Here is a 16,620-nt window from a genome sequence, read left to right on the forward strand (position 1 = left end):
CAGAAGTGTGGGCGGGCGGGCGCGCAGGGCCGCGCCGACCGCGGTGGCGTCACGCGGTCGGCGGCCGGGGGGCGGCTCTGTACGGTCAGGCGGCGAGTTCGCCGGCCTGGAGCTGCCAGAGGGATGCGTAGAGTCCGTGCTGGGCGAGGAGTTCGTCGTGGGTGCCCTGTTCGGCGACGATGCCGCCCTTGTCCATGACGTAGATCCGGTCGACGTGGCGGACCGTGGAGAGGCGGTGGGCGATGACGACCATCGTCCGGTCGGACGCGAAGCTGCGCAGTGTGCGCTGGATGGCGGCCTCGGTCTCGTTGTCCACGGCGGAGGTGGCCTCGTCGAGGATGACGACCGGCGAGTCCTTGAGGATCGCGCGCGCCAGGGCGATCCGCTGCCGCTGGCCGCCGGAGAGCGCGGTGCCGCGTTCGCCGATCAGGGTGTCGTAGCCGTCCGGCAGCGTCGCGATGAAGGTGTGCGCCTCGGCCATGGCGGCGGCCTGGACCACGGCCTCGTCCGGGGCTCCGAAGCTGCCGTAGCGGATGTTGTCGGCGATGCTCCCGTCGAAGAGGAACGGGTCCTGGGCGACGAAGCCGATGGCGCGGCGCAGGTCGTGCCGCCGCAGGTCCCGGACGTCCTGTCCGTCGAGCAGCACCCGGCCGGACTCCGCGTCCTGGAAGCGCATCAGCAGTCTGGCGATCGTCGTCTTGCCCGATCCGGTGGCACCCACCAGGGCGGTCACCTGCCCGGCCCGGATGGTCAGCGAGAGGTTCTCCAGGGTCGCCGGTCGGCCGGGGTAGGCGAAGGTGACCCCGTCGAGGACGATCTCGCCCCGCACGTCCGCGGGGTCGAGTGTCCCGTCGCCGCCGTCCGCCTCGACGGGCAGGGCACGCAGCCGCTGGACCCGGTCGTAGGAGGCGAGGGTGCGCTGGTACTGGTCGGCGATGCCGCCGAGCCGGCTCATCCGCATCAGCAGCATCTGGGGCAGCCCGATCAGCGGGCTGAACACCTCGAAGCGCAGGGTGCCGTCGAGCACCGCACGGCCGCCGATCAGCAGGGTGCCGGCCATCGACGCGGTGGTGCAGGCCCGGACGGTCTCGGCGTGGCGGATCGTGCTCCGATCGGTCTGCCGACCGCTCTCCTGGACCTCCTCGCTCAGCCCGTCGATGCGCTCGGCCTCGTAGTCCTCGGTGCAGAAGCTCTTGACGGTCGCGCCGGCTTCGAGCGAGTTGATCACCTGGCTGCCCAGCCTGGCCCGGTGCTCGCCGGCGGCGGCGTAGTCTGCGGCGGCCTTGTCCTGGTGGTGCAGCGAGAGCCAGGCGATGACCGGGATCGGCAGGAACGCGATCCACGCGATCTGCGGTGCCAGCAGGAGGAACGCCGGTACCAGGAGGGCCAGGCTGGTGCCGAGTTGCAGCACGTCGTTGGCCGGGCCGGCGAAGAAGGCGCCCAGCTGGCCGACGTCGTTGGTGAGCGCGCCGGCCACCCGGCTGGTCCGCTCGCCCTCCAGGTGTCCCAGTTCGAGGTGCTGGACGTGTCGGTAGGTGCGTCCGCGCCAGTCGTGCTCGATGTCCTGGCCGAGTCGGCGCCACTGGAGGTTCGAGGCGTACGAGAGGCCCGCCACCGCGGCGCAGGCGGCAGCCACCAGCCCGGCCAGCCCCCAGAGCTGGGCGGAGGCCGTGGTCAGGCCGAGGCTGACCAGGGGAGCCGCCTCACCCTTGATGAGGACCAGGCCGGTCCATCCGAGGAAGGTGCCGAGTGCCACTTCCGCGGCCTGGCAGGCGACGGACAGGGCGGCGGCCCGGTGGAGGCGGCGGCGGTGCGGTCCGACGATCTCCAGCAGGGGGTGGCGTTCGGTGCCAGGCGCGGCCGCGTCCCGGGGCGCGTCGACCGTTCTGTTCCATGCCTTCCGCAGGACGACCGCGGTCGCCACGGCCACCCCTCCCACCGCCACCAGCTGCCTGCTCAAGGCCGATCCTCTGATCAGCGCGACCCCGGCCGCGACCCCGCCGCCGACGGCGAGCACGGGGCGCACGACCAGGCCGCGGCCCGTCTGCGGGGCCGACGCCGAGGCGGGCCGGGCCGGCGCCTGGCCTCGCGCCCCGGTCGGATCCTCCGCGACCCGGGCGACGACCCTGCGGACGATCCGGCCGACCTCCGCGGCGCGCAGCCGCGCGTCGTGCCGGACGAGCACCCCGCCGGTGACCGGGTTGGCCCGGGCCTCGGTGATCCCGGGAACGCGGCGCAGCGCGGCGGCGAGGGCCTCGGCCGTCCGGGGCCGTCCGAGCACCAGCCTGACGTCCCAGCGCTGGCGGCCCGGGGTGACCGAGCGGGGGCTCGCGCCCGGTTCCACGGAGCCGAATCCGGCTGCGGCACCTCGTAGCGATGGCATGTGTACGATCACCTGTTTGCGGAGGTCACGGAGAACTGTCACGGGAACGACGGATCACGGCGACGGAGCGGGAGATTCTGGAGAGCGGTTCTGTTGCGGCCGAACGGCCTGCGAACGGCCGCCGCCGGGGCGCGTTCCGCCGAACTCGATCGGCGGGCGCGCCTGGCGGCGGCCGCGGTCCTCACGGACCGTCAGTGCGACTTTCCGGCGGCGGTGCCGGCGGTCGCCCGGATCTTCGGGGTCCTCGCGTCCCCCTCGGCGTGGCCAACAGCCCCTCCCTTGGCACCGTTCCCGGCGGCGTGCCGGCCGTCACCGGAGTGGTCCTCGATTTCATCGGCGGCGATCTGGGCGGCCACCACGTCGGCGGCCACTTCCGCCGCGAGATCGTGGATGTTCTCCCCGGCCTCCTGGGCCGCCTTCTTCACCTCCATCGCGATGCCGACGGATGTCTTGACGACTCCGCGCACCAGTGGCTTGAGAAGTCGCTTGGCCAGCGGCGCGACGATGAGACCGACCAGGAATGGGGGTACCAGGGGTGGCATGATGCTCCGTCCTCTCTACGCATGTATGACAGGGAACCCGGGCACGGCGAACACCGGAGCAGCGCACAGCCGGGCGGATGGAAGCATTCCATCTCGGAATCCGGGAATCACCTAACGAATCGGCTTCCCGGACACCGGAACGCGCCGTCCGATCCCGTGGCCACCGTACTCGAACCATGCCGGCCTGAGCCAAATGGATTCGGCCGGGTTCACTCGTGCGAGTGGTCACGACTTTCCCGTGAAATTCGAATCCCCGCGCACTCGAACGCCATTTTGTACTATGACCCGGTTATCCGCTTCGAATGAGCATCACATTGCCGCGCCGCCCACCGCCGCAGCCCCCGGGAACGGCGGCTTCCCGCCCCCGTCGGACTCGCGGCAGCGAGCCCCGCCACCCCCTCGTGAGGGTGAACGAGGATCGCCCGCCCCGCCGCCCCGGACGGCTCGCGGCCCAGCCACCAGGCACCTTCGGATGCTCGAACACTTCTGCCGTGCACGTCAGTTGATTCACCACGACCAGGACCCGGTGACACCATGACGTCATGCCCCGACGTACCCCGCCGGTCGTCCTGACAGCCGCCCTCACCGCCTCGGCCCTCGCACTGGGCGGCTGCGGCGGCGCCGCCTCCTCGACGACCACCCCCCTGGCGGACCGCGTCACCGTCCGGATCGCCGAGTCCAGCGAGACGCCGAGCTTCGACCCGTACTCGGCCTTCGGCGCCTCCCACGCCCGCTACGCCTACGACTCGCTGGTCAATCTCGCCCCCGACGGCACCCTGGTCACCGGCCTGGCCTCCTCCTGGCAGGCCACGGCCACCGCGGCCGTCTTCACCCTCCGCCCGGGCATCACCTGCTCCGACGGCACCCCCCTCACCGCCTCGGCCGTGGCCGGGTCACTCACCTACGCGGGCGACCCGGCCCACCAGCTCGCCGGCGCCCGGACGGTCCTCCCGGACGTTCCGTTCACCGCGAGCGCCGACGACGGGACGGGCACGGTGTCGGTGAACGCCGCCGCCCCCTTCCCGTTCCTCACCCGCACCCTCGGCCTGCTGCCGATCGTCTGCCCCGCCGGCCTCGACCGGCCCCGTGCGCTGGACCGCGCCACCCGGGGCACCGGCCCCTACGTGCTGACCCGCTACACCCCCGGCGGGCCGTACGAGTTCACCGTCCGCGAGGGCTACGCCTGGGGGCCCGCCGGGGCGACGACCGCCGTGCCCGGGCTCCCCGCGCGGGTCGTCATCTCGGTGGTGCCCCAGGCCTCCACGGTGGCGAACCTGCTGCTCACCGGCGGCGTCGACATCGCGGGCGTGAGCGGGCCCGAGCGGGCCCGGCTCACCGGCCGCGGCCTGGCGACCACCGACGTGGCGACCGTCATCGGGCTGACCTTCTTCAACCAGCGCCCCGGCCGGGCACTCGCCGATCCGGCGCTGCGCCGCGCCCTGGTCTCCGCCCTCGACCGCCAGGGGCTCGCCAACGTCGCCGTCGGCGGCACCGGCAGCCCCGCCACCGACTTCGGCGCGGTGGGCGCCGTCTGCCACGCCGACCTCGCCGACGCCAACCTGCCCGCGCAGGACGCCACCGAGGCCCTGCGCGCCGCCGGCTGGACCCGCTCCGCCCACGGCCCGCCGACCAAGGACGGCCGACCGCTCCGGCTCCGCCTGATCACCAGTTCCGACCTCGGCCCGACCCTCGCCTCCGTCGCCGAGCTGATGGCCCGGGAGTGGACGGCGCTCGGTGCCGAGGTCGAGCTGGTCACCGAGAGCCTGCCCGCCCTCGTCAACGCCATGTACCGGAGCGCCGACTTCGACGTGGTGGTCGGCAGCACCCCGGGCTTCGCCCTGCCGGTCGGCTTCGTCCCCTTCTTCTCCGGCCCCACCCCCGCCCGGGGCCTCAACTTCGCGGCCGTGGCCAACCCCGAGTACGACGCCCTGGTCGCCCGGGCCCTCCGGGAGACCGACACGGCGGGCTGCGACACCTGGAACCGCGCCGCCGCCTCGCTCTTCCGCTCGGCCGACGCGCTGCCGATCGCCGAGGGGCGGAGCAGTGTGTACGGCTACCGCACCACCTTCACCACCACCTTCGGCGGCCAGCTCGTTCCCACCAGCATCCGCCTCCACGAGTGACCCGGGGCCACCATGTCCGTACCCCAGCTGCTGCGGCACCCCTGGACGGTGTTCCTCGGCCGCCGCAGCATCCGGCTGCTCCTCTCCCTCGCGGCCGTGCTCACCGCGTCGTTCGCGATGGTCCGCCTCATCCCCGGCGATCCGGTCCGGGCCGCGCTCGGCGTCGACGCCGCCCCCGACCTGGTGGCCGCCCGCCGGCACGCCCTCGGGCTCGACACGCCCTTCCTGTCCCAGTACCGGCACTACCTCGGCGGCCTCCTGCACGGCGACCTCGGCACCTCGCTGATCACCGGGACACCGGTCGCGGAACTGGTCCGCGGCCGGCTGCCGGCCACGCTGGAGATCGCCGGGCTCGCCTTTCTGGCCACCCTCGCCGTCGCACTGCCCGGCGGCCTGCTGGCCGCCGTCCGCACCCGCGACGGCCGCCGCCCGCGCACCGAGCTCGTGTTCACCGTGGCCACCGCCGCCGTGGCCGGAGTACCGGACTTCGTCCTGGCCACCGGACTCACCGCGTTGCTCGCCGTCGGCCTCCGACTGCTCCCGGTGGCCGGCGCGACCGGCGCCGAGTCCTTCGTGCTGCCCGTCCTCGCGCTCGCGCTCGCCCCCACCGCCGTCCTGCTGCGCATCGTGCGGGTGGAGGCACTGAAGGTGCTGGACGAGGACTACCTGCGCACCGCGCGCAGCAAACGGCTGTCCCGCGCGCGCCGCTACCTCTGCCACGCGGCACCGAACACGGCCGCTGCCGCACTCACCGTCGCCGGGAACCTGCTACCCGCCCTGATCGCCGGCACCGTGCTGGTCGAGAAGGTCTTCGCCTGGCCCGGCATCGGCTCCGCCATGGCCCAGTCCGTGGTCGCCCAGGACTACCCGGTGGTCCAGGCCGTGGTGCTGGTGCTGGGCACCGCCGTGCTGCTCGCCGGCCTCCTGGTCGACGTGCTGCTCGCCGTGCTCGACCCCCGTTCGGCGATCCGGGAGATGTGACCATGAGCCTTCCACCCGGCCTCCGGCGCTCGCCCATGGCCTGGACCACCGCCGTCATGCTGGCGTCACTCGTCGCGCTCGCGCTGATCGGCCCACTGGTCTGGGGCGCGGCAGCCGACCGCCCGAACCCCGCGGCCGTGCTCCAGGGCCCCTCCGGGCAACACCCCTTCGGCACCGACAACCTCGGCCGGGACCTGCTCGCCCGGGTCCTGACGGCCACCCGGCCCTCCCTGCTGCTCGCGCTGGCGGCGGTCCTGCTCGGCGCGGCCGCGGGGGTGCTCCTCGGGGCCTGCACCGCCGTCCTCGGCCGGCGCGCCCGCCGGCTGACCGCCGGGCTGATCAACCTCCTGCTCGCCTTCCCGGCGCTGCTCGTCGCCGTGTTCCTCGCGGTCGTGTCCGGCGCGGGCGCGGCCGGGGCGGTGCTTGCCCTTGCCGCCGCGGGCGTCGCCGGATACGCCCGGCTCGCCCAGACCCTCGCCGCCGGCGTCGCGGGCACCGACCACCTGGCCGCGGCCCGGGTCCTCGGCCTGCGCCGCCACCGGCTGCTGTGGCGGCACGTCCTGCCCAACATCGCCGAGCCGCTGCTGCTGAGCATCACCACGGCGGCGGGCAGCACCCTGGTCGCGCTCTCCGGGCTGAGCTTCCTGGGGCTGGGCGTCCAACCGCCCGGCTACGACTGGGGTCAGCTGCTCAACCAGGGGCTCGACCGGATCTATGTCGAGCCCGTGCCCGCACTCGCCCCGGGCCTGGCCGTCCTCTACGCGGCCCTGGCCTTCCAACTGCTCGGCGAGGTCCTGGCCGGGAGCGCCGCCCGGCGCGGCCCGGCGCCGCGCACGCCCGTGCCGACGCCTGCCCCGAGCGGCCCCGCCGAGGACGGGCTGGTCCTCCAGGTCGAGGGCCTCACCGTCGAACTCCCCACCCGGGACGGCCCGATCCGGCCGGTGCGCGACGTCGGCCTGTCGCTGCGGCCGGGCGAGATCGTCGGGCTCGTCGGCGAGTCGGGGTCGGGCAAGTCGCTCACCGCGCTCGCCGTCGCCGGCCTGCTCCCGCACGGCGCCTGGGTCTCCCGGCGCACCCTGCGCCTGCGCGGGGCCGACCTCGCCGTCCTGCCCCCGGGGGAACGGGACAGGCACCTCGCGACGGGCCTCGCAGTGGTCTTCCAGAATCCGGCCTCGGCGCTCAACCCGTCCCTGCGGGTCGCCACCCAGCTCACCGAGGCGGTCCGGGCCCACCGCGGCGCCAGCCGTGCACAGGCCGCCTCGCAGGCCGCCGACGCCCTGCGCCGGGTGGCCCTGCCCCCGGCGCTGCTGCGCTCGCGTCCGCACCAGCTCTCCGGCGGCCAGCGCCAGCGCGTGCTGATCGCCGCCGGGCTGATGGTGCGGCCCGGGCTGATCATCGCCGACGAACCCACCGCCGCGCTCGACGTCACCGTGCAGCGGCAGATCACCGGGCTGCTCACCGACATCCGGCGGGACACCTCCGCCGCGATCCTGTTCATCAGCCACGACATCGCGCTCGTGGGCGAGTTCTGCGAACGCGTCCTGGTGATGTACGCGGGCACCATCGTCGAGACCCTGCCCGCAGACCGCCTCGCCGACCGCGCCCGGCACCCCTACACCCGGGCCCTGGTCGCCTCGGTACCGGACCTCGCCGCCGACCGCGACCGGCCGCTGCCGACGATCGGGGGCGCACCGCCGGACCCGCTGGCACCCGCACCGGGATGCCCGTTCGAGCCCCGCTGTCCGCACCGCCGGGACCACTGCGCCGAGCAGGCCCCGCCGCTGGAGGACCTCGACGCCGGCCACCGGGTCGCCTGCTGGTACCCGGTACCGGTGGCAGCGGCCCCGGAGACGGCGGCCGCGTCATGACCGTCCTCCGGGTGACCGACCTCACTGTCCGCCACCCGGGCCCGCGCGGACCGGTCACCGCCGTCGACGGCGTCTCGCTGGAGGTCCCGTCCGGCACCACGCTCGGTCTCGTGGGCGAGTCCGGCTCCGGGAAGTCCAGCCTGGCCCGCGCGATCGTCGGCCTCCTCCCCGTGCACGGCGGACGGATCCTGATCAACGACCAGGAGGTCCGCACCCGCACCGTGCGCGACCGGCGCCGACTCGGCCGCCTCGTCCAGGTCGTCCTCCAGGACCCGGACACCGCGCTGGATCCCCGGATGACGGCCCGCCAGACGCTCGTCGAAGCCGCCACCGTCTTCCGCCGGCTCGACCGGGCCGCCCGCGCCGCGCGCGTCACCGAACTGCTCGGCCTCGTCGGCCTGGACCCCCGGCTCGTCGACCGCCTGCCGCGGCAGCTGTCCGGCGGCCAGCGTCAGCGGGTCGCCCTCGCCCGCGCCCTGGCCGTCGGACCGGGCCTGCTGATCGCGGACGAGGTCACCTCGGCCCTCGACGTCTCGGTGCAGGCCGGCGTCCTCAACACGATCCGCGAACTCCAGCGGCGGCTCGGTCTGTCGATGCTGTTCATCGGCCACAACCTGCCGGCGGTCTGCCACGTCTCCGACACGGTGGCGGTCATGCGGCACGGCAGGATCGTCGAGTCCGCCCCCACCGGGACGATCCTGCACGCACCGCGGCATCCCTACACCCGGACGCTGCTCGCCTCCGTGCCCTCCCTGCGCGCCTCCCCGCCCGAGCGGAGCACGTCATGACCGTCGGGCCCCGGACACGGCGGCCGCCGGAGCCCCCGGACGGGGATGCGGGCGCTCCTTCCCCGCCGGCTCCGCGCGGACGGTCAGGGGCCGGCCGCCCGCAGCTCCCGCAGCAGGCCCTCGACCACGCCGACCACGAACTCCGGTGCCTCGCTCGGGAAGTCGTGGCCCGTCCCCTCCGGCGTGTACACCAGCCGTGCCGCCGTCGACGCCGCCAGGTACCGGACCCTGCTCCGGAGGTAGAAGCGGCTGATCCGCTCGGCCTCGGCGGCGTCCCGGGCAGCGGCCAGCACCGCCTCACCGCCGGTGAGGTCACGGGGTACCGCCAGCACCAGCGGCAGGTCCCCGAGATCCCCGTCGTACACCACGGTCTCCCAGCCGACCCTCGCCAGCCCGGACGGCGACAGCTCGGCGAAGGCCGAGACGGCCGCGCAGCCCTGCCCGACCCGGTCCGCGGGGCCGCGGTGGGCACCGAACAACTGCCGCACCGCCGTCAGCAGGAAGCCCCGGCGCATCGCCGCGAGCTGCCCGTTGGGCGGCCCGAAGGCGATGACCTCCAGGGGCGTCGGGTCGAGCAGCACGAGCCCCGCCACCAGGTCCGCCCGCCGCCTCGCCGCGTTCGCGACCAGCAGCCCGCCGAAGGAGTGGCCGACGAACACGAAGGGGGCCCGCTCCCCCGCCGCCTCCAGCGCTGCCAGCAGTTCCTCCGCCTCGCCCGCCGTCGTCCGGGGGAAGGGCCCGACATCGCTCCAGCCCGTCCCGAGGCGGTCGACCAGCACCGACCGGCTGCTACCGGCGAGCATCGTGTGCAACTCCCGGAACTCCGCTCCGGGGGCATGCCCGCCGGGCATCCAGACCACCGTCGGCCCGCCGTCCGCCTCCCCCTCGCCCAGGACGTGCATCCGGTGGTCACCCACGTCCACCAGCCGCCCCGGCGGCGGACTCGCCCGCGCCTTCCGGGCCAACAGCACCAGGTGCCGCGCGCTGCCCGCCGCCAGCAGCGCACCGACGGCCACAGCCAGGCCGCCGAGCACCACCGCCCAGGCCGCCCGCGACCCGACCAGCCCGACGCCCACCCCCACCACCAGCACCGCGACCGGCGCCCCGAGCCAGTCCCGGCTCAGCAGCGCGAGCAAGGAGTCCGCGACCCGTCCGTCCCGGCGCATCGACCCTCCGCAAAGGCATTCGAAATCCGATCGCCACCAGTATCCGTCCTCGGCCCGTCCGCCCCCACTCGGATCGCGGTGGACGCCCGGCGGCTGCCGTTCCGCGACACGGCGAAGAATTTCCGGCACCGCGGTGTCAAGCGGTCAAATATTTCCTCACACTCACGGATTAAAGGGCGATCTACCCACCTTCTTTCCGTGAGAAGATTCGGCGTCGGAATTCAACGGACCGGGCAGCGCCAGGTCATTCACGGACGATTTCGAAAGGAACGGAATATGGGAGTTCACCGAGGTGCGCCGATCGCGCCGGGGCGGAGCGCCGCAGCGTGACCGTGGCCCTGGACCAGACCCTGTTCCATCAGACCGGCGCCGGCCTGTCCGTGCCGTTCTCCATCGCCGGGACGGGGATGCACCTGCCACCGGCGGTCGTCACCAACCAGGAACTCACCCGCACTCTGGACACCACCGACGAATGGATCACCAGTCGCACCGGTATCCGCGAACGCCGCCGCCTGGCCCCGCACCTGGCGACCTCCGACATGTGCGTCGCCGCCGCCCACCCGGCCCTGGAAGCCGCCGGCATCGAGCCCGCCCGGCTGGACGCGGTCATCGTCGCCACCTACACGGGTGACCAGCCACTCGTGTCGACCGCGCTGATCGTCAAGGACGCCCTCGGCGCCCACCGCGCGCTGTCCCTGGACGTCACCCAGGCCGCCTGCGCCTCCGGCGTCCAGGCCATGCTGATCGCCGCCCACCTCCTGCAGAACCCCTCCATCACCACCGTCCTGCTCCTCGCGGCCGACTGCGCGTCCAGGATCACCGATCCCCACGACCGCACCACCGCCGTCTTCTTCGGAGACGCCGCGGCGGCCGTCGTCCTCACCCGCACCGACGCCCCCGGAGCGGGCCTGCTCTCCTACGATCTGGGCTCCCGGCTGTCCTACGGCGTACAGATCCCCGCCGGCGGCTCCCGGCTGCCCGCCAGCGCCGCCACCGTCGCCGCCGGAGACCACTACCTGTCCATGGACGGTCGCGCCGTCTGGGACGCGGCGACCACCCGCCTGCCCGAGAGCATCACCAGTGCCACCCGGCGCGCCGGCGTGCCGATCGACGATGTCCGGCACTTCTTCCTGCACCAGGCCAACCTGAACATCCTCACCGCAGCCCTGGCAGCCCTGGGCGTTCCCCGTGAGCGCGCGCCCGTCACCGTCGACCGGCTGGGCAACACCGGTTCGGCGGGCCTGTTCACCGCGCTCCACTCCGCCGTCTCCGCAGGCGCCCTGCTCCCGGGAGACGTCTACGTGCTGTCCGGAATCGGCGCCGGCTTCCAGTGGGGAACCCTCTGCCTCCGGCACGTCTGAGGGATCCCCGGGACGGACAGCGCCCTCCCCCGGCGTCTCCCGCGCCCGCGTCCTGTGGCACGCCACCACTCCGAGCGTTCACGAACGAGTGAACCCCGGCAGTTTTCCCGGCACGCCCGCCGCCGCGGACACCAGCATGGGCGTCATGACCACCACGCACTCCCGGGCCGAACGGGCCGCCCAGGCCCGGTCGGCCGAAGCCCAGCTCGCCGCCGACGGAATCGACGGGGTGGTGTTCGGCTGGGTCGACAACGCCGGGATCACCCGGGTGAAGTCCGTCCCGCTCGACCAGCTCGAACACGCCGCCGCGTACGGTGTCGGCGCCGTACCCTGTTTCGACCTCTCCCTGGTGGACGACTCCTTCACCACCACACCTTCGAGCACCGGCCCCGTGGGCGACCTGCGGCTCGTCCCCGACCTCGACCGGCTCACCGTGCTCGCCGCCCAGCCCGGCTGGGCCTGGGCCCCGGCCGACCGCCACACCCAGGAGGGCACCCCGCACCCCGGCTGCCAGCGCGGCTTCGCCCGCCGGGCCGCCGAGGCCGTCGAGCGACGCGGGCTCTCGGTGCGGGCCGGGATCGAGATCGAGTGGGTGGTGGCCGACGCCGCCGGAAACCCCGCGACGGTCGAACCCGCGTACGGCATGGCCCGTTTCATCGAGCACTCCGACTACCTGCGGGAGGTGCTGCGCGCCCTCACCGAGCAGGGGCTGGCCGTGCTGCAGATCCACCCCGAGTACGCCGCCGGGCAGTTCGAGGTCTCGGTCGCCGCCGAGGGGCCGGTGGAGGCCGCCGACACCGCGATGCTGGTGCGCCACACCGTCCGGGCCGTCTCCGCCCGGCACGGCCTGCGGGTCTCGTACGCGCCCGTCTTCTCCGAGGGCGCGATCGGCAACGGCGGCCACCTGCACCTCAGCATCTGGCGACAGGACCGGAACCTCGGGCACGGCGGCCCCGGCCGCCACGGGCTGCACCCCGAAGCCGAGCAGTTCCTCGCGGGCGCACTGGCCGAACTGCCCGCCCTGCTCGCCCTCGGCGCGCCCGGCGTCGCCTCCTACCTGCGCCTGGTCCCCTCCCACTTCGCCGGCGCCTACCGTTGCTGGGGCCTGGAGAACCGCGAGGCGGCGCTACGCCTGATCGCCGGCTCCACCGCCGGGCAGGCCAACGCCGAGTTCAAGTGCTTCGACGCCGCCGCCAACCCGTACCTGACGATCGGCGGCGTGCTGGCCGCCGGACTCGCCGGGCTCGACGCCGGCCTGCCCCTCCCGCCCGAGACCCGGAGCGACCCCGCCGCCCTCGGCAGCGCCGAGCGCCTCCCGGCGAGCCTGTCGGAGGCGACCGACGCGTACGAGAAGTCCGCGGTGCTGCGGCAGGCACTCGGCCCCGAGCTGTACGGGAACGTGCTGGCCGTACGGCGGGCTGAGGCGGAGCTGTTCGCCGCGCACACGGACGAGGACGTCATCGAGGCCGTCCGCTGGCGGTACTGACGGAGAATCACGCATCTCCCCCGAACGGCCGGCCGGTCCGCGGCCGGCCGGCCCGCACGCTCAATCCCGCGCCGACCCGGCGGGCAGCCCGGCGCACCCGATCGCCCGCGGCGCGCCCTCCGCGTCCGCGACCTGCGCCGGACGGCCGGGAGCCGGGTCGGTGACGGCCCGCTCCACCGGCTTCGCCATGTAGACCGCCTCGGCGCCGTAGCTCGCGGGCAGCCCGATCTCCGGCCGGGTGCGGTAGCCCAGCAGCGTCCACATCCTCTGCGAGCCGTGCACGGCGACCAGGGAGAGCGTCCGGTAGCGGGCCGACCACCCGGTCTCCTCCAGGTGCCGCTGCATCCGTCGGGCCAGGCCCCGGCCACGTGCTCGCTCGGCGATCACCAGGTCGTGGAGGTGCAGGTTGCTCCCCTCGCGGTCCTCCCTCACCGTGCCCCCCTCGGCCAGGCTCAGGTCCGGGCAGCGGAAGAGCGGGTACGGCAGTGCGAGCAGGTAGCCGCCGAAGCCGCCCGCGTGCTCCAGCACGAAGCAGGTCGAGGGCGAGGCGCGGTGCCGGGAGCGCAGTGCCTCCTCCCCCTCGGACAGGCCGCTCGCCGTGTAGGCGCGCTCCTCCAGTGCGACCACCTCGTCCCAGTCCTCCTCCCGGAGCAGCCGGATCCGGGTGTCGCTCATGCGGCGGCTCCGTCCGGCGCCGAACCGCCTACGCAGGTGTACGGCAACGGGCGGAAGCCGTTGAACCCCCGGGTGGCGTAGGCGGCGGCGTACGCGCCGCAGGAGTGGACCCAGACCGGGTCGCCGGAGGCGATCGTGCGCGGGACCCGCACCAAGCCGTCCTCCTGGGCGTACGCGTCGTCGCTGTCGCAGGTCGGACCGGCCACCACGGCGTCGACCGACTGCCCGCCGGGACGGGTCGGGAACTCCAGCCGGTACTGCAACTGGTCCATTTCGTACAGGCCGTTGAACTTTCCGCAGCTGAGGTAGAGCCAGTCCTCACGGGTGCCGTCGAGCCGGTGGCGCGAGGTGAGCCGGGCGACGTGGGCACGGATCGCGCCGTGGTCGGCGACCAGGTGCCGGCCGGGCTCCAGCAGGAAGTCCAGCGGGGCGGCGTTGACGGCGCGCAGCCGTTCCACGCCTTCGCGGATCACCGCGAACATCTTGTCCAGCGGCGGTTCCAGCGGACGGCCGTGCCGGTCGAGGACGCCGAGGGCGGGCAGTCCCCCACCGAGGTTGATCCGGTCCGGAACGATGCCGTGCCGGTTGAGCGCCTCCAGCACGCCGGCCAGCGTCTCGATCGCCTCACCCCAGGCGTCGGCCGTCATCTGCTGGGAACCGACGTGCACCGACAGACCGGAGGGCACCAGTCCGGCGGCCCGGGCCGCGTCGAGCACCCGCAGGGCGTCCTCGGGCGAGCAGCCGAACTTGCGGCTCAAACCCCACAGCGCGCCGTCGCCGGTGGTTGCGACCCGGCAGAACACCCGTGAGCCGGGGGCGTGTTCGGCGATCGCGGCGACGTCCTCCGGGCTGTCGGTGGCGAAGTCGCGCACACCCAGCCGGTAGGCCTCGTCGATGTTGGCGTCGGACTTGACGGTGTTGCCGTAGTGGATCAGTTCGGGGGCCACCCCGGTGCGCAGCGCCTGGACGATCTCCTGCGGGCTGGCCGCGTCGAAGCCGGACCCGAGCCCGGCGAGGTGGCCGAGCACCTCGTCCACCGGGCAGGCCTTCATCGCGAACCGGACCGAGAAGCCGGGCAGTTCGGCGCACAGGGCGGTGTACTGGCGCCCGATGCCGTCCAGGTCGTAGACGATGACGTCCTCCGTGGCGACGGCGAGCGCGGCACGCAGGGCGGAGTGGTCGTGTCGGCCCGGGTGCCTGTGCTGACCGGCGAGGAACGCGGTGGAGGGTTGCACGGTGGCCGACGCGGTCAGGGTGCGGTGGCCGGTTCTGCCGCCATCGGCCGTCCGGCGCGGTTCGGCGATCTGACGCGTGTCGGTGGCCTGAGGCCTCACGTGTGAACTCCCAATTCCGACTGGATGATCGGCGCCAGGAGCTTGCCGGCGCCAGGAGACGAGGGGTCCGAAGGTCGACCGGAACGCCTGACCCGGGTTCCTCCCTCCGCCGCACTCTATGTACTTTCCGGGCCCTCACCTGCGCCTGCCGTGCGCCCTCTCCGGGCCTGCCGCTCGCCGAGGCAGTGCACCGCCGCGTCGCCGGTGTCGCGTTCGAACCGGGCGGTGGGGAGCCTCCGGTCAGGCCGACGTACCAAGCGCGTGGTGTACGAACGCACCCGTCGGCGCCGACGGGATGCCAGGCCCCTGGGACGTTCCCGGTCCTGTTCCCGCCAGTCCCTGTCGGCCGCTGCAACAGCGCCCGGAGTCACAGCTCGACACGCGGAACCACCCGAACGGCACCGATGCGAGCCGCTACGGCCTTGACGATCAGGTCCCACCGGACGCCGTCGCAGATCACGGTGCCCACACCGGCCGACTCCTCCACAGCGCGGCGACCACGGCGCGGTTGATCTCGGCGGGGTCGATCTCGGCGCGGCCGATCTCGGGCGGCATCGGCATCACGGGCTCCTCGCAGCGGTACACCCGTCGGGCAGGGGACCGGACCCGTGGCCTTCCGCCCGACCGGGTGGGGGGCTCCTCGACGACCTCCTCGCGGCGACGTTCGTGTCGTCCCTGCCCCCGGGCGAGCCGTTTCGAGGAGAGGCGATCTACGAGACGTGACGATGTCGGGCGCCGACACGGTCCGCTGCAGCCCTCTCAGGGGTAAGAGCAACGCGTCCTCCACGTCCCAGGGCCGCCGTCCGTGGCGTCTTGCACCGTCGGAGCCCCCCTGTGTCGCGGGAACGTCACAGCGTTCCCGCGTCGGTTCCCGGGCCGGGGCCGCCTGTCCTCAGGTCAGGCCGATCCGGTCGGCGGTCGCTTCGCTGTGCTTCATGTGCTGGTGGGCCCGCTCCCCCATCTCGGCGATCAGCCCGGCGACGACGGTCTCCACCACGGCGAGTGTCGGCACCAGGCTGTCGTACGGGGAGGGTGCGCCGACCTGGCTGGAGAGGACCACCTCGGCCTGGGTGGAGACCGGCGACAGCCAGGCGTCGGTGAACAGGACGACGCGTCCGCCCGCCTCGCGGACCAGTTCCGCGAGGGTGGTCTTGTCGGTCTCGTAGCGGCGGTAGTCGAAGACGACCAGTACGTCGCGGCGTCCGAGGGCGGCGAGCAGCGCCGTCCGCTCGACCGGACGGTCGGGGAGGAAGCGCACGTCGCCGCGGAGTTGCATCAGGTGCAGGCCGAGGTACTGGGCGAGCAGGTGGGTGAAGCGTCCGCCGACCAGGGTGATGCGGCGCTTGGGGTCGGCGAGCAGTTGCACGGCCCGCTCCAGTTCGTGCGGGCTGACCTCGGCCAGGGTGCGGTCGACGGCCGCGGTGAACACCTCGCGGCCGTGGGCGAGCAGGCCCGCCGTGCCGGACTGCGGGGGGTGCCCGCCGTCCTCGCCCTCGCCCTCCCCTTCGCCCGTCCCGCCGTAGCGACCGGTGCTGTAGAGGGTCAGCGGCGAGGCCTGGCGCTCGTCGAGTTCGGTGCGCAGCGCGGCTTGGAAGTCGGGGAAGCCGCGATAACCGAGCCGGTTGACGAACCGGATGACGGTGGGGGCGCTGACGTCAGCGCGTTCGGCGAGGGTGGCGACGGTCTCGAAGCCGGCGGCCGGCCAGCCGGCGAGCAGGACCCGACCGACCTTCCGCTCGGCGGGGCTGCAGTCGCCCAGGCGCTGGCGGATGTCCTCGGCGAGCGTGACGGGTGCCATGGCGCGGTTCCTTTCCCGGGCGTCGGCGGGGTGGACGGTCCGGAGCTGTGGTGCTCCGCAGCCTAGCGAAGGGCCCGGCTGCGGAGATCTTGTTCGGTGATGTTCCCTGCCGGGT

General features: G+C 74.0%; 12 protein-coding genes. 6 read left to right on the forward strand and 6 right to left on the reverse strand.

All coding sequences use genetic code 11. The annotated features are described in order from the left end of the window. Window positions 1–85: 85 nt before the first annotated feature. Complete coding sequence (locus tag OG335_RS04850; protein ID WP_405009736.1) at window positions 86–2,383, reverse strand: ABC transporter ATP-binding protein; 2,298 nt, start codon at window positions 2,381–2,383, stop codon at window positions 86–88. A gap of 191 nt (window positions 2,384–2,574) precedes the next feature. Beyond that, a complete protein-coding gene (locus tag OG335_RS04855) occupies window positions 2,575–2,925 on the reverse strand; it encodes a DUF5132 domain-containing protein (protein ID WP_405009737.1) in 351 nt (116 codons plus the stop codon). A 542-nt stretch (window positions 2,926–3,467) separates the two neighbouring features. On the opposite strand from OG335_RS04855, the gene OG335_RS04860 reads away from it, so the two are divergent. Genes OG335_RS04860 through OG335_RS04875 form a run of 4 tightly spaced genes read left to right on the forward strand, consistent with a single transcriptional unit; the run spans window position 3,468 to window position 8,685 of the window. Then, a complete protein-coding gene (locus tag OG335_RS04860) occupies window positions 3,468–5,048 on the forward strand; it encodes an ABC transporter substrate-binding protein (protein ID WP_405009738.1) in 1,581 nt (526 codons plus the stop codon). Between the two features lie 12 nt (window positions 5,049–5,060). Beyond that, complete coding sequence (locus tag OG335_RS04865) at window positions 5,061–6,029, forward strand: ABC transporter permease (protein ID WP_405009739.1); 969 nt, start codon at window positions 5,061–5,063, stop codon at window positions 6,027–6,029. Between the two features lie 35 nt (window positions 6,030–6,064). After that, a complete protein-coding gene (locus OG335_RS04870) occupies window positions 6,065–7,897 on the forward strand; it encodes a dipeptide/oligopeptide/nickel ABC transporter permease/ATP-binding protein (protein WP_405015309.1) in 1,833 nt (610 codons plus the stop codon). 11 nt (window positions 7,898–7,908) lie between these two features. Next, entirely contained in the window at window positions 7,909–8,685 is a 777-nt protein-coding gene (locus OG335_RS04875; protein WP_405009740.1) for an ABC transporter ATP-binding protein, read from the forward strand. Window positions 8,686–8,768: 83 nt separating this feature from the next. Here OG335_RS04875 and OG335_RS04880 read toward each other — a convergent pair whose 3' ends face one another. Beyond that, the gene (locus OG335_RS04880) at window positions 8,769–9,851 is read right to left on the reverse strand and encodes an alpha/beta fold hydrolase (RefSeq protein WP_405009741.1); all 1,083 of its coding nucleotides are present in this window, start codon (window positions 9,849–9,851) and stop codon (window positions 8,769–8,771) included. Between the two features lie 326 nt (window positions 9,852–10,177). Here OG335_RS04880 and OG335_RS04885 point away from each other — a divergent pair, with 326 nt between their 5' ends. Further along, a complete protein-coding gene (locus OG335_RS04885) occupies window positions 10,178–11,212 on the forward strand; it encodes a 3-oxoacyl-ACP synthase III family protein (RefSeq protein ID WP_405009742.1) in 1,035 nt (344 codons plus the stop codon). A 145-nt stretch (window positions 11,213–11,357) separates the two neighbouring features. Beyond that, window positions 11,358–12,698, forward strand: a complete 1,341-nt coding sequence (locus OG335_RS04890; RefSeq protein WP_405009743.1) for a glutamine synthetase — start codon at window positions 11,358–11,360, stop codon at window positions 12,696–12,698. Window positions 12,699–12,758: 60 nt separating this feature from the next. On the opposite strand, the gene OG335_RS04895 is transcribed toward OG335_RS04890, so the two are convergent. The 3 genes from OG335_RS04895 to OG335_RS04905 all read right to left on the reverse strand — a co-directional run bounded on the left by OG335_RS04895 (window position 12,759) and on the right by OG335_RS04905 (window position 16,505). Next, a complete protein-coding gene (locus OG335_RS04895) occupies window positions 12,759–13,373 on the reverse strand; it encodes a GNAT family N-acetyltransferase (protein WP_405009744.1) in 615 nt (204 codons plus the stop codon). After that, complete coding sequence (locus OG335_RS04900; protein WP_405015310.1) at window positions 13,370–14,542, reverse strand: type III PLP-dependent enzyme; 1,173 nt, start codon at window positions 14,540–14,542, stop codon at window positions 13,370–13,372. Before OG335_RS04900 ends, OG335_RS04895 begins: the two co-directional genes overlap by 4 nt. 1,057 nt (window positions 14,543–15,599) lie before the next feature. Continuing rightward, complete coding sequence (locus OG335_RS04905) at window positions 15,600–16,505, reverse strand: MurR/RpiR family transcriptional regulator (protein ID WP_405009745.1); 906 nt, start codon at window positions 16,503–16,505, stop codon at window positions 15,600–15,602. Window positions 16,506–16,620: the final 115 nt, after the last annotated feature.

The organism is Kitasatospora sp. NBC_01539 (assembly GCF_045040525.1).
In the GTDB taxonomy this organism is placed as follows: Bacteria; Actinomycetota; Actinomycetes; order Streptomycetales; family Streptomycetaceae; genus Kitasatospora.

Excerpts from the sequence above, each read along its gene's own strand:
- OG335_RS04850 (WP_405009736.1), bottom strand. The coding sequence starts at position 2,383 with ATGCCATCGCTACGAGGTGCCGCAGCCGGATTCGGCTCCGTGGAACCG.
- OG335_RS04855 (WP_405009737.1), bottom strand. The coding sequence starts at position 2,925 with ATGCCACCCCTGGTACCCCCATTCCTGGTCGGTCTCATCGTCGCGCCG.
- OG335_RS04860 (WP_405009738.1), top strand. The coding sequence starts at position 3,468 with ATGCCCCGACGTACCCCGCCGGTCGTCCTGACAGCCGCCCTCACCGCC.
- OG335_RS04865 (WP_405009739.1), top strand. The coding sequence starts at position 5,061 with ATGTCCGTACCCCAGCTGCTGCGGCACCCCTGGACGGTGTTCCTCGGC.
- OG335_RS04870 (WP_405015309.1), top strand. The coding sequence starts at position 6,065 with ATGGCCTGGACCACCGCCGTCATGCTGGCGTCACTCGTCGCGCTCGCG.
- OG335_RS04880 (WP_405009741.1), bottom strand. The coding sequence starts at position 9,851 with ATGCGCCGGGACGGACGGGTCGCGGACTCCTTGCTCGCGCTGCTGAGC.
- OG335_RS04890 (WP_405009743.1), top strand. The coding sequence starts at position 11,358 with ATGACCACCACGCACTCCCGGGCCGAACGGGCCGCCCAGGCCCGGTCG.
- OG335_RS04895 (WP_405009744.1), bottom strand. The coding sequence starts at position 13,373 with ATGAGCGACACCCGGATCCGGCTGCTCCGGGAGGAGGACTGGGACGAG.
- OG335_RS04905 (WP_405009745.1), bottom strand. The coding sequence starts at position 16,505 with ATGGCACCCGTCACGCTCGCCGAGGACATCCGCCAGCGCCTGGGCGAC.